18 protein-coding genes are annotated in these 21,892 nt (G+C 71.4%); 12 read left to right on the forward strand and 6 right to left on the reverse strand.

Features of this window, described 5'->3' with window-relative positions; all coding sequences use genetic code 11:
• Positions 1-70 precede the first annotated feature (70 nt).
• The 3 genes from Sspor_RS06450 (at position 71) to Sspor_RS06460 (ending at position 3,712) form a co-directional block, all read left to right on the forward strand.
• Complete coding sequence (locus tag Sspor_RS06450; RefSeq protein WP_202203509.1) at positions 71-1,981, forward strand: potassium channel family protein; 1,911 nt, start codon at positions 71-73, stop codon at positions 1,979-1,981.
• A gap of 253 nt (positions 1,982-2,234) precedes the next feature.
• Positions 2,235-2,411 (forward strand): hypothetical protein, encoded by a 177-nt coding sequence (locus Sspor_RS06455; protein ID WP_202204136.1) that lies wholly within the window; start codon positions 2,235-2,237, stop codon positions 2,409-2,411.
• A 242-nt stretch (positions 2,412-2,653) separates the two neighbouring features.
• Positions 2,654-3,712: a PucR family transcriptional regulator gene (locus Sspor_RS06460; RefSeq protein ID WP_237403700.1), complete on the forward strand. Its 1,059-nt coding sequence runs from the start codon at positions 2,654-2,656 to the stop codon at positions 3,710-3,712.
• Position 3,713: 1 nt separating this feature from the next.
• Here Sspor_RS06460 and Sspor_RS06465 read toward each other — a convergent pair whose 3' ends face one another.
• Genes Sspor_RS06465 through Sspor_RS06475 form a run of 3 tightly spaced genes read right to left on the reverse strand, consistent with a single transcriptional unit; the run spans position 3,714 to position 6,734 of the window.
• On the reverse strand, positions 3,714-5,012 hold the full coding sequence (locus Sspor_RS06465; protein WP_202198200.1) for an ArsB/NhaD family transporter: 1,299 nt from the start codon (positions 5,010-5,012) through the stop codon (positions 3,714-3,716).
• Entirely contained in the window at positions 5,009-5,482 is a 474-nt protein-coding gene (locus Sspor_RS06470) for a CBS domain-containing protein (protein WP_202198201.1), read from the reverse strand. The genes Sspor_RS06465 and Sspor_RS06470 overlap by 4 nt, the downstream gene beginning before the upstream one ends.
• The gene (locus Sspor_RS06475; protein ID WP_202198202.1) at positions 5,469-6,734 is read right to left on the reverse strand and encodes a cation:proton antiporter; all 1,266 of its coding nucleotides are present in this window, start codon (positions 6,732-6,734) and stop codon (positions 5,469-5,471) included. Before Sspor_RS06475 ends, Sspor_RS06470 begins: the two co-directional genes overlap by 14 nt.
• A gap of 202 nt (positions 6,735-6,936) precedes the next feature.
• On the opposite strand from Sspor_RS06475, the gene Sspor_RS06480 reads away from it, so the two are divergent.
• The gene (locus Sspor_RS06480; protein WP_202198203.1) at positions 6,937-7,134 is read left to right on the forward strand and encodes a hypothetical protein; all 198 of its coding nucleotides are present in this window, start codon (positions 6,937-6,939) and stop codon (positions 7,132-7,134) included.
• A gap of 34 nt (positions 7,135-7,168) precedes the next feature.
• Here Sspor_RS06480 and Sspor_RS06485 read toward each other — a convergent pair whose 3' ends face one another.
• Complete coding sequence (locus Sspor_RS06485; RefSeq protein WP_202198204.1) at positions 7,169-8,656, reverse strand: SulP family inorganic anion transporter; 1,488 nt, start codon at positions 8,654-8,656, stop codon at positions 7,169-7,171.
• Between the two features lie 399 nt (positions 8,657-9,055).
• Between Sspor_RS06485 and Sspor_RS06490 the strand changes: the two genes are divergently transcribed.
• The 4 genes from Sspor_RS06490 (at position 9,056) to Sspor_RS06505 (ending at position 17,453) form a co-directional block, all read left to right on the forward strand.
• Positions 9,056-9,667, forward strand: a complete 612-nt coding sequence (locus Sspor_RS06490) for a hypothetical protein (RefSeq protein WP_202198205.1) — start codon at positions 9,056-9,058, stop codon at positions 9,665-9,667.
• Positions 9,668-9,739: 72 nt separating this feature from the next.
• Complete coding sequence (locus Sspor_RS06495; protein WP_202198206.1) at positions 9,740-11,803, forward strand: flotillin family protein; 2,064 nt, start codon at positions 9,740-9,742, stop codon at positions 11,801-11,803.
• Between the two features lie 121 nt (positions 11,804-11,924).
• Positions 11,925-16,787: a DNA repair ATPase gene (locus Sspor_RS06500; protein ID WP_202198207.1), complete on the forward strand. Its 4,863-nt coding sequence runs from the start codon at positions 11,925-11,927 to the stop codon at positions 16,785-16,787.
• Positions 16,788-17,123: 336 nt separating this feature from the next.
• Positions 17,124-17,453 (forward strand): TfoX/Sxy family protein, encoded by a 330-nt coding sequence (locus tag Sspor_RS06505; protein WP_202198208.1) that lies wholly within the window; start codon positions 17,124-17,126, stop codon positions 17,451-17,453.
• Between the two features lie 9 nt (positions 17,454-17,462).
• Here Sspor_RS06505 and Sspor_RS06510 read toward each other — a convergent pair whose 3' ends face one another.
• A complete protein-coding gene (locus Sspor_RS06510; protein WP_202198209.1) occupies positions 17,463-17,906 on the reverse strand; it encodes an SRPBCC family protein in 444 nt (147 codons plus the stop codon).
• A gap of 14 nt (positions 17,907-17,920) precedes the next feature.
• Positions 17,921-18,577, reverse strand: a complete 657-nt coding sequence (locus Sspor_RS06515) for a CGNR zinc finger domain-containing protein (RefSeq protein WP_237403701.1) — start codon at positions 18,575-18,577, stop codon at positions 17,921-17,923.
• Positions 18,578-18,726: 149 nt separating this feature from the next.
• Between Sspor_RS06515 and Sspor_RS06520 the strand changes: the two genes are divergently transcribed.
• From Sspor_RS06520 to Sspor_RS06535, 4 genes are all read left to right on the forward strand, one after another.
• Positions 18,727-19,284 carry a carboxymuconolactone decarboxylase family protein gene (locus Sspor_RS06520; protein WP_237403702.1) on the forward strand — a complete coding sequence of 186 codons (558 nt, stop codon included), beginning with the start codon at positions 18,727-18,729 and terminating at the stop codon, positions 19,282-19,284.
• 96 nt (positions 19,285-19,380) lie between these two features.
• A complete protein-coding gene (locus Sspor_RS06525) occupies positions 19,381-20,313 on the forward strand; it encodes a pyridoxamine 5'-phosphate oxidase family protein (RefSeq protein ID WP_202198210.1) in 933 nt (310 codons plus the stop codon).
• Positions 20,314-20,318: 5 nt separating this feature from the next.
• Entirely contained in the window at positions 20,319-20,729 is a 411-nt protein-coding gene (locus Sspor_RS06530) for a nuclear transport factor 2 family protein (RefSeq protein ID WP_202198211.1), read from the forward strand.
• An 84-nt stretch (positions 20,730-20,813) separates the two neighbouring features.
• The gene (locus Sspor_RS06535; RefSeq protein ID WP_202198212.1) at positions 20,814-21,878 is read left to right on the forward strand and encodes an NAD-dependent epimerase/dehydratase family protein; all 1,065 of its coding nucleotides are present in this window, start codon (positions 20,814-20,816) and stop codon (positions 21,876-21,878) included.
• The last annotated feature ends 14 nt before the right edge of the window (positions 21,879-21,892 follow it).

Here is a 21,892-nt window from a genome sequence, read left to right on the forward strand (position 1 = left end):
CTGATGAGGGCATCCTTGGGCGGTGTCTTCGATATCAGCGCAGCCTCAACCGCCGTACGCAGATGGGCGGATGGTCGTGTGCGGTGACGACGGGCTGGCCCGTCGTCTGGCCTCCGAGCTGCAGGAGGTCTACAAGGAACGGGTGACGCTCGTTGCCCCTGCCGGCCGTGATGCCCAACCGAGCGTGGGCCGTGCACCCGGCTCACCGGGACGGGGTCTTCTGGACCGGGTCCCGCTCACGCGGCTGCGGAGCCCTGCCGGGGAGCGGCCGCCGGCGCGGGAGCCGTGGGTCCTGGAGGCGGCGGAACCCGACGAGGAGGTGCTGGCCGCGGCGGGGGTGGCCGGGGCCGCCGCCTTGGCACTGGTGCACGAGGACGACGACACCAACGTCCGGGCGGCCCTGGTCGCGCGTCGGCTCAACCCGAGGCTGCGGCTCGTGATCCGGCTGTACAACCGCAAGCTCGGCCAGCACCTGGAGGAGCTCCTCGACCAGGCCGCGATGGTGGCGGAGCCGGGGATCGACCTGCGGGAGCTGGACTCCTCGACGACCGTGCTCTCGGACGCCGACACCGCGGCCCCCGCGCTGGCGGCCAGCGCCGTCGCCGGTACCAGCAAGGTGGTCCTGGCCGACGGCCTGCTGCTGCGAGCGGTGGAGCGTACGCCTCCGGGAAGGGGCGAGGTGGCCGATCCGGGACTGTGCACCCTCGCCCTCCTCTCCGCGACGACGAGCGACCCGGCCGGCGCGGAGGGCGCGGAGTCCAGCGGGGATCGCGGCCCGCAGCTGCTGCCCGACGACCGGGCCGTGGCCATGGCTACGGGACGGGGCATCGTGGCCCTGGAGACGGTCGCCCACACGAACGCGTCCCAAGCCAGGCCCAGGCTGGGCGCGGGGGCCCTCCCAGTGGCTTCCCTGTTCTCCCGTCGGTTGCGCTGGTCGATGGCCGGAATGGTCGCCGCTGTGGCCGCACTCGCGCTGGCGTCGTGGGCGACGACCGGCGATCACCCCCTGCACGCCGCCTACATCACCCTGCTCGACATCTTCGCGATCAACGACCCGGCGGTGGGCGACGCCACCGAGCGGCAGCTGCTCCAGATCCTGTCCGGGTTCGTGGGCCTGCTCCTGCTCCCCGTCCTCGTGGCCGCGGCCCTGGAGGGGTTGGGCTCGTTCCGAACGGCGACGGCCCTGCGGCGGCCCCCGCGCGGACTGTCGGGCCACGTGGTGCTCCTGGGGCTCGGAAAGATCGGCGCACGCGTCCTGGCCCGGCTGCGGGAGCTGGAGATCCCTGTCGTGTGCGTGGAGTCCGATCCGCAGGCCCGGGGCATCGCCCTGGCCCGCGGGCTGCGCGTTCCGGTGGTCATCGGCGACGTGACCGACGAAGGCGTGCTGGAGTCGGCCCGCATCGACCGCGCCCACTCCCTGCTCGCCCTGACCAGCTCGGACACCACCAACCTGGAAGCCGCTCTGTACGCCCGCGCGGTCAAGCCCGATCTGCGGGCCGTCCTGCGCCTGTACGAGGACGACTTCGCGACCGCCGTCTACCGGACCCTGCGGGCCGCTCACCCGGCCGCCCTGACCCGCAGCCGCAGCGTGACCCACCTCGCCGCCCCCGCCTTCGCCGGCGCGATGATGGGCCGCCAGGTTCTCGGGGCGATTCCGGTAGAACGACGGGTCCTGCTCTTCGCCGCGGTGGACGTGGCCGGCCACCCGCATCTGGAGGGCCGCACCATCGCCGAGTCCTTCCGCCCGGGCGCATGGCGGGTCCTCGCCCTCGACACCACCTCGCCCGCCGAACGCCGCCCCGACCTGGCCGCCGCCCGCGCGGAGGGGCCCGCCCCGCAGTCGGGGCTGGTCTGGGAACTGCACCCGGGGTACGTCCTCAAGCCGGAGGACCGGGTCGTCCTGGCCGCCACCCGGCGCGGGCTGGCCGAGCTCCTCGGCCGCGGCGCCACCGCGCTCAGCCGGCCCGATGGCCGGATCTGAGACAACCTCGTCATTGCGGATATCAAGGCGGGGGCGCCGCCAAGCAGGACGCCGACAGCCGCATCTGGCTCGGGGTGCACTTCCCGTGGGACTCCACCGACGGCCTCGCCCTCGGCGACAAGGTCGCCAACCAGGTCTTCACGACCAAGCTGCGCACCCTGTGACGTGAACGGCGGGGCGGGGTCCTGTACCCCTGCCCCGCCGTATGGGAGCCTGGGGCCACCTTCTCTTCCGCGCTGCCAGGAGACGCCCCGTGCCCCGACCCTCTTCGACCGGGCGGGTGTCTCCCCTGTTCGTTTTCGGGGCCGTCCTCACCGCCGCGGGTACGGCCCTGTACCTGCACCCGGGCCCCGGCCTTCCGCTGCTCGCTCTCGGCGCTTCCGCGCTGGCGGCAACGGTGGCGGTCTGGCTCTCGGCCCGGCAGCGCTGAGCGCGTCAGCCGTACGACCCAGCACGGCCCGGATGCCGCCCCCGTTGCTGTGCCTCGGCATCCGGGCCGTGCTCGGTTTCCCCCGTGCCCTGATCCTGCCTTCCCGCCACCCGGCACACACTGCCGGTGACCGGCAGTCTTTACGCCGCTCTGGTGCCGACGATGGCTTCGTTCCGGACACGTGGCACCCTGGTGGCCGCGTCAAGGGATCATCAGGGACGCGTCATGACTGGGGGAAATGCGTGACGGACCGTACGGCAGCAGCGGATCATCTGGCCGGCTACGCCGACATCGTCGGCGCGGCCTGCGCCACGGGCCGCCGCCTGAGCCGCGACGAGCTCGAGTCCCGCCGGACGGAGGGCGAGCGGGCGGCGGAGGCCGGCTTCCCGTTGCGCGGCCTGATACGGGACCACCTGGCGGCGGCGCAGACCGTGCGGCCGGCCGCCCCTTCATCGTCCGACGCGCTGCTGTCCGTGGTGGAGCAGGCCGTGGACGCCTTCCTCGAAGGCTACGAGCGTGCGCAGCAGCAGGCGGTCCGTCAGGAGGAGGCCGCCCGACGTGAGTTCGTCGACGACCTCCTCTACGGTGGGAGCGACCTGGGACGCCTCGCGGAGCGGGCCGAGCGGTTCGGGCTGCGCCTGTCCCAGGCCCACGCCGTGGCCGTCGCGGCCGGGCCAGAGCCCTACGGCGACGGCTTCCGGGTGGCCCGGGGCATCGAGACGGCCGTGCTCACCCGCTTCCCGGGCCGACAGATCCTGCTGACCACCAAGGACGGCCGGCTCATCTGCGTCGCTCCCGGGGACCAGCCGGACGTCCTGGCGTTCTTCGCCAAGCAGGCGTACGCCGCCACCGATGGCGGCCGGGTCGCCATCGGGCGCTCCCACCCGGGGGCCGGCGGGGTGGTCCATTCCTACGAGGAAGCCCTCAGCGCCCTCGACATCGCCGCGCGCATGGGGCTCGACGGGCCCGTACTGCACGCCGTCGACCTCCTCGTCTACCCGGTCCTGACCCGTGACCGGCAGGCCATGGCAGACCTGGTGGAGAGCACGCTCGGTCCCCTGCGCACGGCGCGGGGCGGCGCCCAGCCCCTGATCGACACGCTCACCGCCTACTTCGACAGCGGATGCGTCGCCACCGAGGCCGCCCGCCGCCTGTCGCTGAGCGTGCGGGCACTCACCTACCGGCTGGAACGCATCCACTCCCTCACCGCCGCCGACCCGGCCGACCCCGCGACCCGCTACACCCTCCAGACAGCGGTGATCGGTGCCCGCCTGCTCGGCTGGCCCGGCGACGAGGGCTGAGCTAGGCGAGGGCGAAGTAGCGCAGCCACAGGTAGAGGGCGGAGAGGGCGACCGTCGCCACCGTGACCACGAGGCCGTACTTGGTGAATTCCCAGAAGCTGATGGGGTGGCGGTTGCGTTCGGCGATGCCGAGCACCACGACGTTGGCGGAGGCTCCGATGGCGGTGGCGTTGCCGCCGAGGTCGGCGCCCAGCGCGAGCGCCCACCACATCACGTGGTCGGGGTCGCCTCCCATGTCGCCGACCAGCTCGCTGGTGATCGGGGCCATGGTGGCCACGTAGGGGATGTTGTCGATGATCCCCGAGAGGACCGCGGATCCGCCCAGGAGCACCATGGATCCGCCGAGTTCGTTCCCCCCGATCGCCTCCGCGAGGGAGCCGGCCAGGCTCCCGATGACACCGGTCTCGATCAGCGCCCCGACCATGACGAACAGCCCGGCGAAGAAGGCGAGCGTGGGCCACTCCACCTCGCCGAGGATCTCCCCCGTCTCGACCTTGGAGATCGCGATGAGCAGGCCCGCGCCGAGCAGGGCCACGACGCTCGGCTCGTAGTGCAGCACCGGGTGCAGGACGAAGCCCGCCACGACGAGCGCGAGGACGCCGAGGGCTTGGGCCAGGAGCCGGGGTTCGGTGATCGCCTCGCGTTCGCGGAGGTCCATGAGCTCGGCCGCGCGCTTCTCGTCGTAGACGAAGTGCTTCGCGAACATCACCCGGCACAGCAGAACCAGTACGGCCACGAGCACGACGCACAGCGGGGCGAGGTGGACCAGGAAGTCGTTGAAGGTGAGCCCGGCCCGGCTGGCGATGATGATGTTCGGCGGGTCCCCGACGAGGGTGGCCGTGCCCCCGATGTTCGCGGCCAGTACTTCGGCGATCAGGAAGGGTACGGGGGACAGCCGCAGCCGGTCGCAGACCAGCAGTGTCACGGGTGCCACGAGCAGCACGGTGGTGACGTTGTCGAGCAGAGCCGAGGCCAGCGCCGTGATGACGATCAGCATGGCCATCACCCGGAAGGGCCGGGCCCTGGCCTTCTTCACCGACCAGATCGCCAGGTACTCGAAGAGCCCGGTCCGCCTCAGCACTCCGACGATCATCATCATGCCCAGGAGGAGGAAGATGACGTTCCAGTCGATGCCGGTCTCATCGGAATGGAAGGCCGCGCCGTCGTCGGTGGCACCGATCGCCAGCATCAGCCCGGCCCCGCCCAGGGCCGCGGCCACGCGGTGCACCTTCTCACTGATGATCAGCGCGTACGCGCCGGCGAAGACGGCGATCGCGGCCCAGCTGTGCCAGTCGCTCACGCCTGGTCCCCCGCGGCGAGGAAGTGCCGCATCAGGGCCGCGGCCGTCACGACCCCCACCAGACGCCCGCGCTCCTCTCCGCTGTCGCGCTCGACGACGGCGACGAGCGGGACGTGCGCGCGGGCCATCACGGCGGCGATCTGGAGCACGCCCGCGTCCGGGCCGACGTACAGGGGTTTGAACGTCCGGCGCGGCAGCCACTCCGCGACCGTCCGGCCCGCCAGCCCCTCGGCGAGCGCGTCCGCGTGCCGCTCGTCGATCACGGCGGCGAGCAGCGGGTCCTCCATCACGTATTCGGGCACCACCTGCCCCACTACCTGGGAACCGGGTACGACGGCGTACGGGATGCCGTCGGTGTCGAGCACCAGCAGGGCGGGCAGGTTCTGCTCCGCCAGCAGCCGGGCCGCGTCGACGGCGGGGTCGTCGGTGGTCACGTGGGGGTAGGGCTCGGCGAGATCACGGGCTGGCATGGTGCTTCTCCTGGTCGGGCGTGTCGCACGCGTGAGGCAGGCAGGTCTGGTTGCGGCGGTCGGGGTCGGTCGGGATGCCCGCGAGGCCGTCGACGTGGAAGAGGCGGGCGATGGGCACGTCGGTGCTGCTGTGGGCGATGATCGAGAAGGCGATGCAGACGGCGATCAGTGTGTACGCCTCCTGGCCCTGGGGAATCCCGGCCTGGAGTACGAGGAGGCCGTAGACCACCGAGGCGAAGCCCTTGGGGCCGAACCAGGCGGCGACCAGCTTCTCGCGCCTCTCGATCCGCGCGCCCAGCAGCGACACGAGCAGCGACGCCGGCCGGATCAGCGCGATGGCCAGGACGACGGTCGCGTAGCCGCCCGCTGAAAGGTCCCCGAACAGGGCCGGGGTCAGCAGGGCGCCGAAGACGAGCAGGGCCGCGAACTTCGCGAGTTCGGCCAGCGCCTCTCCGAGGGGCTCGAAGGCGGTCTTCGCCTCCGGCGAGACCGAGGCGAGCACGGCGCCGGCGGAGAACGCCGCCAGGTAGGGGTTGGCGTGGGTCAGGTGGCACGCGGCATAGAGGATGACCCCGGTCGCCAGCGGCAGCAGCTGCTGCAGCTTCGATTCCGCACCGAGGAGGCGCAGGCGCACCAGCCAGGCCACACCGAGCGGCAGGACGACCCCGAAGGCAAGGCCCATGGCGAGCTCCAGGGCGATCTCCCCGACGGATGCCTGCGCCTTCCCGGAGGTGGGTCCTGCGGCGGCGATCAGGATGAGGACGACCGGCAGGGCGAGGCCGTCGTTGATGCCGCTCTCCACGTTGAGCAGCTGGCGCAGCTTCGCCGGGACCTCCTTGCGGCCGACGATCGCCGAGGCAAACACCGGGTCGGTGGGGGCCAGCACGGCCCCGACCAGGAACGAGGTCGTCCAGTCCAGTCCGACGAGGTAGCGCGTGAGCAGCGCCGTGCCGGCCATCGCCAGCGGCATTCCGAGGCCCAGCGCCCTCGCGGGGTTCGTCCAGTTCCGGCGCAATGCGGGGAGGGCGACGTGCATGCCGTCCGTGAACAGCACGGCGAACAGGGCCAGATCCGCTGTCACGCCCACGATCTCGCTGTCGGAGGTGATGTGGATGAGCCCGAGGAAACCGTCGCTGACCAGGGCCCCGCCCAACAGGAAGAGCAGCGAGGTCGACAGCACCGTACGGGCGGCGAGCCCGGACAACAGCACCGCGACGAGCAGAGCGATACCGAACACAACGACGAGCACCATGGCGTCGAGCCCCGATCTACGAAGAGAGTCATCCCCTGTTCGCCGACCAGGCTTCCCGGCACACCAGCGGCTACTTTATACGTTCCTTACGGTTCTTTATCGGGTCCCTGACAGAAGCAGCGCCGCCGGTTCCCTGCCGGACTCCGGCATTCAGATCGAACGCGCCACGCTCTAGTCTGTGCGGGTCCCCAGAGAGGCACGAATGAATGGAAACCCGGCGTTCCGCGCCCTCACCGAGTTCCGCACGGCTGTCACCGCCGTTCTCGCGGGATCCGCGTTCACCGCGGCGGGCGGCGCCATGTACGCCCTGCACCACGATGGCTTCCCGGGGTTGGCGATCGGTCTGCCCCTGCTGGCGACGGGCCTGGTCATGCTGGGGTCGGGCACGGTGAAGCGCTGAGCCCCGAGAGCCTTCGACTTCCTCGTCCGGTCGGTCAGTGGCCGGAGACCGAGCCCGTGAGCCGGGCGTGGAGGTCGGCGCTGGCGCGGTTGAGACCCGTGATCTCGACCGTCTTGCCGCGCGCCGCGTACTTCGTCTCGACGGCATCGAGCACGGCGACCGAGGACGCGTCCCAGACGTGCGCGTCCGAGAGGTCGATGACGACCCTGTCGGGGTCCCCGGCGTAGTCGAACCGACCGACGAGGTCGTTGGCGGAGGCGAAGAAGAGCTCTCCGGTCACTGCGTAGACGGCCGTGGACCCGTCGGGGTCGGTGACGGACGTGACCTCGGCGAAGCGGGCGACGCGCCGGGCGAAGACGACCATGGCCGTGACCGAGCCGACGACGACCCCGACTGCGAGGTTCTGGGTCGCGACGACGCAGACCACGGTGAGCACCATGACCACGATCTCGCCGGCCGGCATCCGGCGGAGGGTCGCGGGGGCGACGGAATGCCAGTCGAAGGTGGCGAAGCAGACCATCACCATGACGGCGACCAGAGCGGCCATGGGGATCTGGGAGACGACCGGGCCGAACACGACACACAGCACCATCAGGAACACACCGGCGAGGAACGTCGAGAGCCGGGTGCGGGCGCCGGACACCTTCACGTTGATCATCGTCTGTCCGATCATCGCGCAGCCGCCCATGCCTCCGAAGAACCCGGTGACGATGTTGGCCACGCCCTGGCCGACGGACTCGCGGGTCTTCGAGGAACGGCTGTCGGTGATCTCATCGACCAACTGTGCCGTCATGAGCGATTCCATGAGGCCCACCAGCGCCATGGCGAAGGCATAGGGGGCGATGGTCGTCAGCGTGTCCAGGGTGAACGGGACGTCGGGCAGGCCCGGCATGGGCAGGGAACTCGGCAGTGCGCCCTTGTCGCCCACGGCGGGCACCGCGATCCCGGCAGCGACGGTGATCACGGTGAGGATGACGATGGAGACCAGTGGCGCCGGAACCAGGGTGGTCAGCCGCGGGAAGAACACCATGAGCGCCAGACCGGCCCCGACGAGCGGGTACACCGGCCACGGGACGTTTCTCAGTTCCGGCACCTGCGCCATGAAGATCAGAACGGCGAGGGAGTTGACGAAGCCGACCATGACCGAGCGGGGAACGAACCGCATCAGCCTGGCCACGCCAAGCGCCCCCAGCACGATCTGGAAGACGCCTGCCAGGATCACCGCCGCGACCAGGTAGCCGAAGCCGTGCTCCCTGTTCAGCGGTGCGATCACGAGCGCCACTGCGCCCGTGGCGGCGGAGATCATCGCGCTTCGGCCGCCCACGACGGAGATGACCACCGCCATCGTGAACGAGGCGAAGAGTCCGACGGCCGGGTCCACACCGGCGATGATCGAGAACGAGATCGCCTCGGGAATCAGCGCCAGCCCGACGACGAGGCCGGCGAGCACCTCCGTACGCCACACTCGGGGATCGGACAGCCAGTCGGGGCGCAGGGCGCGCACGCGCGCGACAGAGGACATCGAGGAAGGGCGCAAGGGTCAGGGCCTGTCGGGCTGGGGCACCCGCGTCGGCGGAGCGGGGTGCGCGGGAGGAGGCGGAGGCGCCGCCGAGGCTCCTCCGGATGCCTCTGGGCGGCCGACATCACCGGCGGCCGCGAAGCGGAACGGCAGCCAGGTCCATGACCACCCTGCCTCCGGAAACTCTACCCCGTGGATCATCCCGCCCTGCGAGGAGACCAGCTCGGCATCAGGAACGCGTAAAGACTGCCGAAGTACGGCAGTGCGGGCAGACGGCCGGGCCGGTCAGGATGGGGATCGGGGAGTCCGGGGACGGGGCGCGATGCCGAGTTCCGGAAACGGAACGGTGTCCACCACCGTGTGGGAACTCCGTGACAACGAGGACTGACGATCGGGGGGATCATGGGCGAATTCGTCGCCGCCGCGCTCGGCTTCCCCGCCGCGCTGTTCAGTGCCGCTCTGATCGTGGTCGTCGGTTTCTGGCTCCTCGTCCTGCTCGGCGGAGCCGAGCACGACAGCTTCGACGGGCACGTGCATGGCGACGCAGCGGCCGCTGGCGGCGTGCCGGTCACGGTCGTGGCTTCCCTGGTGATCGCGATCGCCTGGTTCACGAGCCTCACCGGTTCGGTGCTCGTACGTCGTCTGGACGTGCCCGCCACGGTCCGGAGCGGCCTCGCCGTCGCCGTGCTCGCCGTCGCGCTGCTCCTCTCCTGGAGTGTCACCCGGATCCTGGTGCGGCGTCTTCGGAGCCTCTTTCCCGACCTGCCACCGCCGTCCCGGCTCGACTTCGTGGGCCTGACCTGCACCATCCGCACCGGTTCGGTCTCCACGACCTTCGGCCAGGCCGAGGTCGCCGCGGCGGACGGTTCGACCGCGGTGGTCCAGGTCCGGCAGCACGGGCACGACGACCTGCGATCCGGCAGCACGGCGCTGCTGTACGCGTTCGACGAGGACGGCGAGTTCTTCTGGGTCGCGCCTTTCGATCCGGCGCTCGACCCACGCGCCACGGCCTGAACCGCGCTGCTCGCCCCTCTTCTCAGTCCCTCTACTCCGCTTTCGCCACACCTTCATCGCAAGGACCTCACCATGGATGCCATCTCCCTCGGCTTCGGCATACTCGTCGCCGTCGTCCTGCTCGTCGTCATCACGTTGCTTCTGGTGGTCAGCAGGCTGTTCCGCAAGGTGGAGCAGGGCCGGGCCCTGATCATCTCCAAGACGAAGAAGGTGGACGTCACCTTCACGGGCGCCGTCGTCCTGCCGGTGCTGCACAAGGCCGAGTACATGGACATCTCGGTGAAGACGATCGAGATCCGCCGGACCGGACGGGAGGGGCTGATCTGCAAGGACAACATCCGCGCCGACATCCACATCAGCTTCTTCGTCCGGGTCAACAAGACCGTCGAGGACGTCATCAAGGTCGCCCAGGCCATCGGCACGGCGACCGCCAGCGACAAGACGGCCATCCAGAACTTCTTCGCGGCCAAGTTCTCCGAAGCCCTCAAGACCGTGGGCAAGCAGCTCGACTTCGTCGACCTGTACACCAAGCGCGAGGAGTTCCGGGACCGGATCATCCAGGTGATCGGCACGGACCTGAACGGCTATCACCTCGACGACGCCGCCATCGACTTCCTCGAGCAGACGCCGATGACACAGCTGGACGCCGCCAACATCCTGGACGCCCAGGGCATCCGCAAGATCACCGAGCTGACGACCGTCGAGCACGTGCGCACGAACGAGTTCCAGCGCACGGAGGAGAAGGAGATCACCCGGCAGAACGTCGACGCCCGCGAGGCCATCCTGGAGCTGGAACGCCGCCAGGCCGAGGCCGAGATCAAGCAGCGCCGTGACGTCGAGACCGTCCGGGCCCGCGAGGAGGCCGAGACCGCCCGCGTGCAGGAGGAGGAGCGACTGCGCGCCCAGGGAGCCTTCCTGCGCACCGAGGAGCAGCTCGGCATCCAGCGGGAGAACCAGGCCCGTGAGGTGGCGGTCGCCGCAAAGAACCGCGAGCGGGTCATCGCGGTGGAGAACGAGCGCATCGAGAAGGACCGGATGCTGGAGGTCATCGCGAGGGAGCGCGAGACCCAGCTGACCCGGATCGCCGCCGACAAGGAGGTCGAGACCGAGAAGCGGGACATCGCCGAGGTCGTGCGCGAGCGGATCGCGGTGGACCGCACGGTCGCCGAACAGGAGGAGTCAATCAAGAAGCTCCGCATCGTCGAGGAGGCCGAGCGGTCCCGGCAGGCCGTGGTCATCGCCGCCGAGGCCGAGGCCCAGGAGCGCCTGGTGAAGGACATCAAGGCGGCGGAGGCGGGCGAGGCGGCGGCCGTGCACCGGGCCGCCGAGCAGCTCACGCTGGCGGAGGCCCGCGTCAAGGCCGCCGAGCTCGACGCCCGCGCCAAGCTCAGGCTCGCGGAAGGCATCCAGGCCGAGACGGCGGCGCCCGGGCTGGCCGCCGTACAGGTCCGTGAGAAGGAGGCCGACGCGATCGAGAAGACCGGCCTGGCGGAGGCGCACGCCACCGAGGCACGGCTGAAGGCCCAGGCCGAAGGCACCCGGGCGCAGGCCGCCGCGGACGCGGCGATGATCGGCGAGAAGCTGAAGGCGGAGGCCGCCGGTCTGACCGAGAAGGCCGCCGCGATGGCCGCCCTGGACGAAGCCTCGCGCGGGCACGAAGAGTACCGGCTGCGGCTGGCGGCGGAGAAGGAGATCCGGCTGGCCGGTCTCGACGTCCAGCGGCAGGTCGCCGAAGCACAGGCCATGGTGGTCGCGGCCGGGCTGGAGAAGGCCGACATCAACATCGTCGGCGGCGACTCGGTGTTCTTCGACCGGCTCGTCTCCTCGATCTCGCTCGGCAAGGGCATCGACGCGTTCGTCCAGCACTCCGACACCGCGCAGGCGCTCGCCAAGCCGTGGCTGGACGGCACGTCCGACTTCACGGAGGACATCACCCGGGTCCTCGGTTCGGTCTCGACCTCGGACGTGCAGAACCTGACCGTGTCCGCACTGCTGATGAAGCTGATGCAGGGCGGGAGCGCCCAGGCCGGGCCCTTGGGCGAGCTGCTGGAGAAGGCCGGCCAGCTGGGACTCGCCGACATGCCCCTGACCAAGCTGGGCGCCGGCCTCAACGGCTCGGCCAAGACCAAGGCCTGATCCGGATCTCCCGGCAGCCGGATCTCCCGACGGCCGGGGCCTCCGTACACCACACGGCGACTCCGGCCCGGTCCACGCCCGATCACCGCACGTCCCGCACGCACCCGCAGGGAGCCACACCATGACCACCACGTCCCCCACGGACGCGGGCACCTACGAGGTGCTGCGCGACCGGCTCGCCGCGCAGGCCGACGAGCTGGCCCGGCGGGCCGAGGCGCTCAACACCCTCCGAGTCGAGGAGTTCGGTTCCACCGGACTGGCCCTTGACGCGACCGAGCACATCCGCACCGAGCACCCCTGCGCTCCCCGCGACATCGTGGCCGTCGGCGACACCCTGCTCTTCGGCTACAACGCCGCCTCCACCGGTCTGAAGCCCGAGACCGCCGTGGGTGACGTCCTCGCCTTGTACGGCCGCGACCTGGAGCGGCTTCCCGAGACGACCGTCCCCGGCCTCCTCGACGACCCCGCGTTCCTCCGCGAGTTCGGGGCCCTCCACCGCTACTACCGCGAAGCCCGCCTCCTCCAGCTCCGCCATGTGGAAGGGAAACTGCTCGCCGTCTTCCGGACGGGCGAGACGAGCGAGGACATCCGCGTCCTGCGCTGGGCCCTGGCCCCGGACGGGACCGCCACCTTCCTGGACGGCCGGGGCGAGCGCGACCGCGTCCTGCCGCCCTCCCACGACTTCGAGTGGACCACCGCCACCCGCGAGGACCACGTCCTCGGCCGTCACCCGCACGTTTCCATCGGCGGCGCGGTCTTCGTCTCCACCGTCGGCGGCGCCCTCACCCTGAAGACCGACGACGACACCGAGACGGACGAGGGCATCTTCTCCGAGCCGGTCACCGAACCGCTCCAGTCCCTCGCCGACGCGGACATCGAGTACGCGCACGTCGGACCGCTGGTCCTGCTGCGGGTGCGCCCGTACAAGGAAGAGGTCCGGCGCCATCTGGTGTTCAACACCCTCACCAGGACCGCCGTACGCCTCGACGGCATCGGACAGGCCGCCCGCACGCTGCCCGACGGCCAGGGGATCGTCTTCCCCGGCGGCTACTGCCTCGCCACCGGAACCTCCAAGACCTTCGACACCGCCACCGATGGCCTGGAATACGAGCGGACAGTGTTCTCGCCCAACGGCGAGGACGTGCTGTACGTCTTCCACGCGCGGGCGGAAGGTCGCAATCTGCTTCTCCCCTACAACGTCATCCGCAACGAGATCGCCACTCCGATCTCCTGCCACGGCCACGCCCTCTTCGATGACGGCGCACTGCTGGTGCTGCGCGCGGACTCCGACGAGCCGGCCCGGGTGCATCCGCTCCAGCGCTGGAGCTCCCCGTACGTCTCCGATACCCACGCGGCCGCCCTGCCCGTCGGCGGCGGGGCACTGGCCCGCGTCGGCAACGCCGACCTCGTCCGCGGCATCTCGGACTGCCTCTCCCTCGCCGGTGCGGCGTCCTCGACCACGCCCACCGGCGACGGGTACACGGCCCTCGTCGAAGCCTGCGTCCGGGCCGCCGACCGTTACCACTGGCTCGGCGACCACGAATTCGGCGACCTGCGCGCCCCTCTGAGTGAGCTCCGTGCCACCGCCGAACAGGTATTGGCCGAGTTCGAGACCGTACAGGCCCTGACCCGGCAAGCTGCCGAGGTGCTGGCCGGGGCCGCGGCGCGAACCGCCGCGCTCGTACGCCGTCTGCGCGGGGAGGCGCCCCGCAGCGCCGGTGAGTGGGTGGACGGTCTGACCGAACTGCGACGCGCCCAAGGCCGTCTCCTCGGCGTCAAGGAGCTGCGGTACGCGGACACGGACCGCGTCGACGAGCTGGCCGCCGAGGTCGAGGCCGACATCGTCGCCTTCGCCGGCCGGGCCGTGACCTTCCTGGCGCGCGAGGACGCCTTCGCCACCCACCACGAGGACGTGGACCGCCTCGCCGAGAACGCGGCTACGATCACCACCGTCGCCGAGGCCGGACCCCTCTCCGCTCGTCTCGACGAGCAGACCGAGGGCCTGGAGACGATCACCGAGGTCGTCGCAGGACTCGACATCGGCGACGCCACCGTCCGTACGTCCATCCTGGAACGGATCGCCGAGGTGCTCGGCGGCGTGAACCGGGCCCGTGCCACCCTTGATGCCCGCCGCCGCGAACTCCTGGCGCGCGAGGGGCAGGCCGAGTTCGCCGCCGAGTCCGCCCTGCTCGCCCAGGCGGTCACCGGCGCGCTGGCCGCCGCGCACACCCCGGACTCCTGCGACGAGCAGCTCTCGCGGCTCCTGCTGCGGCTGGAGAACCTGGAGTCCCGCTTCGCAGAGTCCGACGCGTTCCTCGCCGACCTCGCCGCCAAGCACACCGAGGTGTACGAGGCATTCTCATCCCGCAAGCAGACCTTGCAGGACGCCCGCGCCCGCCGGGCGGAACGGCTGGCGGATTCGGCCCCGCGCGTGCTGGAGACCGTCACCCGCCGCGCCGCCACCCTCGACGACGCCGACGCGATCAGCGCCTTCTTCGCTTCCGACGCCATGGTCGCCAAGGTCCGCCGCACGGCCTCCGAACTGCGGGAACTGGGCGAGGACATCCGGGCCGAGGAGCTCGACGGCCGGCTGAAGGCCGCCCGGCAGGAAGCCGGGCGCGCCCTGCGCGACCGCGCCGAGCTCTACGCGGACGGCGGCCGGACCGTCCGCCTCGGCCGCCACCGGTTCGCCGTGAACACCCAGCCCCTCGACCTCACCCTGGTCCCGCAGGGCGACCGCCTCGCCTTCGCCCTCACCGGAACCGACTACCGATCCCCCGTCACCGACCCCGGTTTCGAGGCCACCCGCCCCTACTGGGGCCAGTCGCTGCCCTCGGAGAACGCGGACGTCTACCGCGCCGAGTACCTCGCCGCCCGCCTGCTCACCGAACACGGCCCGGCCGCCCTCGCGGAGGCGGACCTCCCGGCCCTCGTACGTCACGCCGCCGAGGCCTCGTACGACGAGGGCTACGAGCGCGGGGTCCACGACCACGACGCCACCGCGATCCTGACGGTGCTGCTGCGCCTGTACGAGTCGGCCGGCCTGCTGCGCTATCCACCAGAGGCCCGCGCCGAGGCCCAGCTGTTCTGGGCGCACCGCACGACCGCCGAGGAGCGGACGGCCTGGGCCCACCGGGCGACCTCGCTCGCCCGGGTCCGGGACGCGTTCGGGGCGCCGCCCGCGATCGCCGCATTCCAGGACGAACTGGCCACGGCCATCGCAGGGGCCGACAGCTCGGCGGCCGCCGAGTACCTCTTCGAGGAACTTGCCTGCGGCCAGGGCGGATTCGTCACGAGCGCCGCGGCCCGGACGCTGCTGGAGAAGTTCCGTCGCGCGGTCGGCACCTCCGCCTTCGAGGAGGACCTCGCCGCGCTGCCCGCCCTGGCGGACCGGCGCCAGCTCGCCGAGGCGTGGCTCACCTCGTACGCCGCCGCGGCCGGTGAGCCCATAGCCCCGGGTGATCTCACCGAGGCGGTGGCCGTGGAGCTCTGCCCGGACCTCGACCGCTACGAGTCGGAGGCGCCCGTGGCCGGGGCCGTCGAGGGCCTGCTCGGCCGGCACCCGCGCGTCAGCGGGCGGTCCCTCGCGGTGAGGATCGACGAACTACTCTCCCGCACACGAGACTTCGCGGCGACCACCGTGCCGGGCTTGCGTGACTACCAACGGCGGCGCTCGGCCCTGGTCGCCGCCGAACGCGCCCGCCTGCGGCTGGACGAGTACCGGCCCAGGGCCCTGTCCTCCTTCGTCCGCGGCCGTCTGCTCGACGAGGTGTTCCTGCCCCTCGTCGGAGACAACCTCGCCAAGCAGCTGAGCACCACCGGCGAGACCAAGCGGACGGACAGCAACGGCCTCTTGCTGCTCGTCTCCCCGCCCGGCTACGGCAAGACGACCCTCATGGAGTACGTGGCCGACCGGCTGGGCCTCGTCCTGGTCAAGGTCGACGGCCCGGCGCTCGGACACGCGGTCACCTCACTCGACCCGGCCGAGGCCCCGAACGCCACGGCCCGCCGCGAAGTCGAAAAAATCAACTTCGCACTGGAGGCGGGCAACAACACCATGCTCTACCTCGACGACATCCAGCACACCTCGCCGGAGCTGCTGCAGAAGTTCATCCCGCTGTGCGACGCCACCCGCCGCATGGAAGGCGTGTGGGACGGCGAGGCACGCACCTACGACCTGCGCGGCAAGCGGTTCGCGGTCTGCATGGCCGGCAACCCGTACACCGGTTCCGGGCAGCGCTTCCGCATCCCCGACATGCTCGCCAACCGCGCCGACGTCTGGAACCTCGGCGAGGTCCTGACCGGCAAGGAGGCGGCCTTCGCCCTCAGTTTCGTCGAGAACGCCCTCACTTCGCACCCGGTCCTGGCCCCGCTCGCCGGCCGCGACCGCGCGGACCTCGACCTGCTGATCCGTCTGGCCTCCGACGACCCGGCGGCCCGCGCCGACCGGCTCGTCCACCCGTACGCTCCGGCGGAGCTGGAGCAGGTCCTCGCGGTGTTGCGGCACCTGCTGACCGCCCGGGAAACGGTCCTGGCCGTGAACGCCGCCTACATCGCGTCCGCCTCCCAGAGCGAGGAAGCCCGCACCGAGCCGCCGTTCCTGCTCCAGGGCTCGTACCGCAACATGAACAAGATCGCCGCCCGGATCGACCCCGTCATGAACGAGGCCGAGCTGGCGGCGGTCATCGACGACCACTACACGGGTGAGGCCCAGACCCTCGCCACCGGCGCCGAGGCCGGCCTCCTCAAACTGGCAGAGCTCCGCTCCACCCTCACCCGGGCGCAGGCCGAGCGCTGGACGGCGATCAAGAGCTCGTACGTACGGGCCCGGACCCTCGGCGGGCCCGAAGCCGACCCGCTCACGCGCGCGGTCGCCGCCCTCGGGCTCCTGGCGGACCGCGTGGCGTCCGTCGAGTCAGCCATCACCCGGGCTGCCGACCCCCGCCGTACGCCGGATCATCCGGCGGACGCGGAAGGGCCGTGATCAGCAGCACAGGACCGTAACGTGCTGAACGAGGTTGTTGGCGAAGCCACCGCGGTTCCACGACTGTTCGAGGGGTTGGGTGTGTCCCTCGGCATCGGTGGCGCGCGATGGGGGTGTACGTCCCGGGGGCGGCCGTCCAGTCGCATTGCCATGCCTGCCATGCCCACGTGCGCCGCGTCCCCGGGGCCACCTCGGCTTCCGCCCAGGCGCGGCCCCCATCGTCGCTGACCTGGACCCGCGCGACCGGGGCGTCGAAGCCGTCTTCACGGGCGCCGACCAGCATCGGCGGCGGGGCCCCGGCGGGCGGGCGCCCGTACCGCGCAGGACAGTGGGTGCATGACGTACGACGAAGGGCTGGCCCAGCGGATCCGGGAGCGGCTCGGCGAGTGGTCCGCCGTCACCGAGAAACGGATGTTCGGCGGTCTCGCGTTCCTGCTGCACGGCAACATGACCGTGGGCGTGTCCGGTGAAGAGGTCGTTGTCCGGGTGGGTCCGGACCGGACCGAACAGGCTCTCGCCCGCCCGGAGGCCCGGCCCATGGACTTCACCGGTCGCCCGATGCGCGGCTGGGTGACCGTGAGCGGCCCGGCCCTGGCGGAGGATGCGGTGCTGGATCACTGGATCACGACGGCAGTGGCGTTCGCGGACACGCTGCCGCCCAAGTGAGATCCGTGCTCACCGCTCCAGCAGTGCCTTGAGTGCCGCCAGGTCCTTGTGCTGGGCGCGGCGCATGGCCGCCGCCATCACGGTGGCGCCGAGGGAGGCGAATCCGCTGGGCTCGCCGCAGTTGCGGAGGGTCATGCGGGTGTGGTCGAAGCGTTCCCCGTACGGCTCCCAGGTGTAGGTGGTCTCCATGGGGAAGGGGCCTTCGTCCGTGCACATCACCAGTCGGCGCCCGGGTTCGTACGCGGTGATCTCGTACGTGTAGGCCAGCCGCCTGCCGAGGAAGCGGGCGACGAAGGCGACCTTGGAGCCGACCGCCACCGGCGGCGGGGTCCGCCAGTCGGCGGAGGTGATGTTCGCGTACCACTCGGGTGCGTGGGTGGGGTCGGTCGCGTAGGCGGCGACCCGGTCGCACGGGGCGGCGATCACGCCGTCGGTCAGCACGTCGACCTTCATCGGAGAGCCTCCGGTCAGGACTCGGGGTCGGTCTTGGTGACCCGGTGGCGCTGGTAGTGGCGGGCGACGCGGGCGCGGTTGCCGCAGCCGGCCGAGCACCATTCGCGGCGGGGGTGCTGCTTCACGAAGTAGAGCACGCAGCCGGGCGCCAGGCAGGCACGCAGCTGCGGCCGCATGTCGCCGGTGAACAGGTCGACGGCTTGTCCGGCGAGCATGGCGACCACCGCCTGTCCCGCGAGGTCGCCGGTGCGCACGATGCGGGTCGGGTCCGCGCCGGAAGGCCAGTGGAGCGTCGCCCACACCGGCGTCGCGCCGCACGCCTCGTTCAACGCCGTGAGTGCTGCGTCCCGGGTGGCGATGGCCGACTGCGCGTCCGGCCGAGCGTCCTCGGTCGCTTCGGCGGCGAGCCTGCGCAATGCGTCCCTCAAGCCGCGCAGCCGAGCGGCGGTCTCTTCCGCTCCGGCGGGCCGTTCGGCGTCGAGCCAGGCACCGACCGCGGGAGCTGAGGGCGTCAGTCGGGGGCCGACGGCCCGCATCCAGGCGACGGCTCCGTCGGGGCCGGCGATCGCGTCGTGTACGCCGTCTCGGTCAGCCCAGATCGTGTTCATCAGCTCGATCGGGAGCGGTTCGCCGAGCAGCGGTGCGCTCGTACCGGGGTCTGTGCTGTCCACGCGCCCCAGCCTACCAGGGGCCTAATGGCTGAAGCGCCTCTCCACCATTTGACTTCTCCGAAGACAGATACCTATCGTTCTAACGACACGAGTGCATCACAACCATTAGAACGATGGTGCCGGTGTCGCCCTCTCCCCTCAGAAAGGCCATGAACATGTCGAGGCTCACCCCGATCGACCCCGCCACCGCGACCGGCCCGGCGGCCCCGCTGCTCGCCCAGGTGCAGAAGTCCCTCGGCCTCACACCGAACATGACCAAGGTGATGGCCAACAGTCCGGCCCTGCTCAAGGGCTACCTGGCGCTCTCCGGCGCCCTGGCCGGCGGCGCCCTGGCCGCAGGCGTGCGGGAGCAGCTCGCGATCACAACCGCCGAGTACAACGGGTGCGAGTACTGCCTGTCCGCCCACACCTACATCGGTGAGCACATCGCCAAGGTCGACCCCGGTGAACTCGAGCGGGCCCGCCACGCCGAGGCGTCCGATGCCCACACCGCCGCCCTGCTGGCCCTGTCGGACGCCATCGTGCGCGGCAGGGGCGCGGTGGACGACGGCGCCGTGAAGGCGGCGCGGGACACAGGCGTCACCGACGCCGAGATCGGCGAGGTGGTCGGCCATATCGCGCTGAACGTGCTGACGAACTACTTCAACGTGCTCGCCCAGGTGGAGAACGACTGGCCTGTCGTCACTCCGCACGCGCACGTCGCCTGAGTGGAGTCCGGCCCGCCCACTTCCCGGGCGGGCCGGGACACCCGCCACGCCCCGCCCGCCACCGGCAATCCGTCCCGCCACGATCAGGAGACGGCCATGAGCAGATCGAACGAAACGCCTCCCGTGGGCTTCCACACCGGCGAACTCGCCGTACAGCAGCAGGCCGGCGTACGCGCACAGGCTGACCGGCTCTCCGGCATGCTCAGCCCACCCGACCTGCGAGGCGGGGCGGCCAGGTTCCTCGCCGAACGCACACTCGCCGCGCTCACGGCGCGCGACGACTCCGGCAGACTGTGGATCTCACCGCTGACCGGACCCCCCGGCGTCCTCGACGTCATCGCGGCATCCACCCTGCATGTACGCACCGCACCGGCCGCGGACGACCCGCTCCACGGCCTCCCGCCCGGTCAACAGGTCGGTCTGCTGGCCATCGACTTCGCCACCCGCCGCCGCTTCCGGGTCAACGGGACGCTCGCCACCGCGGACGAGGACGGGCTCATGCTCCAAGTCGATCAGGCTTACGGCAACTGTCCCCAGTACATCCAGCGGCGTCACCTCCAACCCGGACCCGCCGTCGCCGAGGGCGGAGACGGCTCCCCGGTGCGGTACGCCACCTCCTTGGCGTCCGGTCAGGCCCGCCTCATCCGTGCGGCCGACACCTTCTTCCTGGGCACCGCCCACCCGGAGCGCGGCAACGACGCCTCGCACCGCGGCGGGCCGCCCGGATTCGTCCGCGTCGAGGGCGACAGCCTCTGGTGGCCCGACTATCCCGGCAACAACATGTTCAACAGCCTCGGCAATCTCGCCGTTGACAGCGCCGCGGCCCTGCTGTTCGCCGATTTCGCCACGGGGCACACCCTGCTCCTGTCCGGCACGGCGGTCCTGGAGTGGTCTCCTGATGGCTCCGACGACGATGAGGGCGGCACCGGCCGCCGGGTCCGCTTCCACATCGGCAGCGTGGTCGACGGCTCCGGCGCGCCACGACACGCGCCGCATCCGGTCCGCCGTCCACCGCACAGAAAGGACTGACGGCCATGAACGAGCCGACTCCGGAATCGAACGGCCGCACCCGCCTCGCCTACATCCTCGGGGTGCCGCTCGCCCCGGAGGTCGAGCGGCAGTGGCCCCAGATGGGCGAGGTCGTCCGCGGCAGCAAGCTCATCGGAGAGGTCGAGGGGAACTTCCCCGAGCTCACGCTCGAAGTGGGACGACGGCTGCGCCTCGACGACGACGTCATCGTCGTGGAATGGACCTGTGACTACGGCGACGGCCGCCTCTACCGCAACGTCACCATCGCCGAGCTCCGCGACGGCCGGGCCGTACGGGTCACCGACTACTGGGGCGAGCCCACCTCCACTCCCCCGTGGCGCCGACCGCTCACCGCCCGCCTCGACATGCCGGGCGACGGCATCTGGAAGGACCACGACCACCTGGGTCACCACTGACTCTCAGCGCTCCCGCATGACGGAAGTCTTACGTGCACGCGTGGGAGACCTCCCGGGGGCCGCGCACTGCGTAGCGTCCTCGGCATGCGCGTACTCGTCACCGGAGGAGCCGGGTTCATCGGCTCCCACATCGTCACCGCCCTCAAGGACCGGGGGCACGACCCCGTCGTCCTCGACGCCCTGCTGCCCGCCGCCCACCCCGGCACACCACCCCTGCCCGAGGCCGAGTTCGTCCGCGCCGACGTACGGGACGCCGACGCGGTCCGGGCCGCGCTGCGCGGAGTGGACGCGGTGTGCCACCAGGCGGCCATGGTCGGGCTCGGGAAAGACTTCGCGGACGCGCCCGAATACGTCGGCTGCAACGACCTCGGGACGGCGGTGCTGCTGGCGCAGATGGCGACCGCCGGGGTGCGGGAACTCGTACTCGCCGGGTCGATGGTGGTCTACGGAGAGGGCCGGTACACCTGCGAACGGCATGGAACGGTACGCCCCGGACCGCGGCGGACCGAGGACCTGACGGCGGGCCGGTTCGAACCCCGCTGCCCCGACTGCGGAGCCGACCTCGCCCCGGGCCTGGTCGGCGAGGACGCCCCGACGGATCCGCGGAACGTGTACGCGACGACGAAACTGGCCCAGGAGCACCTCGCGGCGAACTGGGCCCGGTGCGTGGAGGGCCGTGCGGTGTCGATGCGCTACCACAACGTGTACGGGCCGGGCATGCCGCGCGACACCCCGTACGCCGGGGTGGCCTCCTTCTTCCGCTCCTCGCTCGCCCGGGGCGAGGCGCCCCGGGTCTACGAGGACGGCGCTCAGCGAAGGGACTTCGTCCACGTCACGGACGTGGCCTCGGCGAACGTGGTGGCACTGGAGGCGGTCGCCACCCGGCAAGCCGGCGCGCTCACCGCCTTCAACACCGGCAGCGGGGAACCCCACACGGTCGGCGAGATGGCGGTCGCGCTGGCCACGGCGCACGGCGGGCCCGACCCGGTGGTGACGGGCGAGTTCCGGCTCGGCGACGTACGGCACATCACCGCCGACTCGGCCCGGCTGCGCAAGGAGCTGGGCTGGGGTCCGTCGGTCGGCTTCGCCGACGGCATGGCCGAGTTCGCGCGGGCCGGCCAGCGCGAGTCGGCGGGTGTGACCGGCTGAGCCGGGGATCCTGC

Origin of the sequence: Streptomyces spororaveus, assembly GCF_016755875.1 — a bacterium.
GTDB classification, from domain to species: Bacteria; Actinomycetota; Actinomycetes; order Streptomycetales; family Streptomycetaceae; genus Streptomyces; species Streptomyces spororaveus.

Bases quoted from the DNA above. Each gene is read 5' to 3' on its own strand.
- Sspor_RS06450 (WP_202203509.1), top strand. From the start codon at position 71: ATGGTCGTGTGCGGTGACGACGGGCTGGCCCGTCGTCTGGCCTCCGAG.
- Sspor_RS06470 (WP_202198201.1), bottom strand. From the start codon at position 5,482: ATGCCAGCCCGTGATCTCGCCGAGCCCTACCCCCACGTGACCACCGAC.
- Sspor_RS06475 (WP_202198202.1), bottom strand. From the start codon at position 6,734: ATGGTGCTCGTCGTTGTGTTCGGTATCGCTCTGCTCGTCGCGGTGCTG.
- Sspor_RS06480 (WP_202198203.1), top strand. From the start codon at position 6,937: ATGAATGGAAACCCGGCGTTCCGCGCCCTCACCGAGTTCCGCACGGCT.
- Sspor_RS06485 (WP_202198204.1), bottom strand. From the start codon at position 8,656: ATGTCCTCTGTCGCGCGCGTGCGCGCCCTGCGCCCCGACTGGCTGTCC.
- Sspor_RS06490 (WP_202198205.1), top strand. From the start codon at position 9,056: ATGGGCGAATTCGTCGCCGCCGCGCTCGGCTTCCCCGCCGCGCTGTTC.
- Sspor_RS06495 (WP_202198206.1), top strand. From the start codon at position 9,740: ATGGATGCCATCTCCCTCGGCTTCGGCATACTCGTCGCCGTCGTCCTG.
- Sspor_RS06500 (WP_202198207.1), top strand. From the start codon at position 11,925: ATGACCACCACGTCCCCCACGGACGCGGGCACCTACGAGGTGCTGCGC.
- Sspor_RS06505 (WP_202198208.1), top strand. From the start codon at position 17,124: ATGACGTACGACGAAGGGCTGGCCCAGCGGATCCGGGAGCGGCTCGGC.
- Sspor_RS06510 (WP_202198209.1), bottom strand. From the start codon at position 17,906: ATGAAGGTCGACGTGCTGACCGACGGCGTGATCGCCGCCCCGTGCGAC.
- Sspor_RS06520 (WP_237403702.1), top strand. From the start codon at position 18,727: ATGAACATGTCGAGGCTCACCCCGATCGACCCCGCCACCGCGACCGGC.
- Sspor_RS06525 (WP_202198210.1), top strand. From the start codon at position 19,381: ATGAGCAGATCGAACGAAACGCCTCCCGTGGGCTTCCACACCGGCGAA.
- Sspor_RS06530 (WP_202198211.1), top strand. From the start codon at position 20,319: ATGAACGAGCCGACTCCGGAATCGAACGGCCGCACCCGCCTCGCCTAC.
- Sspor_RS06535 (WP_202198212.1), top strand. From the start codon at position 20,814: ATGCGCGTACTCGTCACCGGAGGAGCCGGGTTCATCGGCTCCCACATC.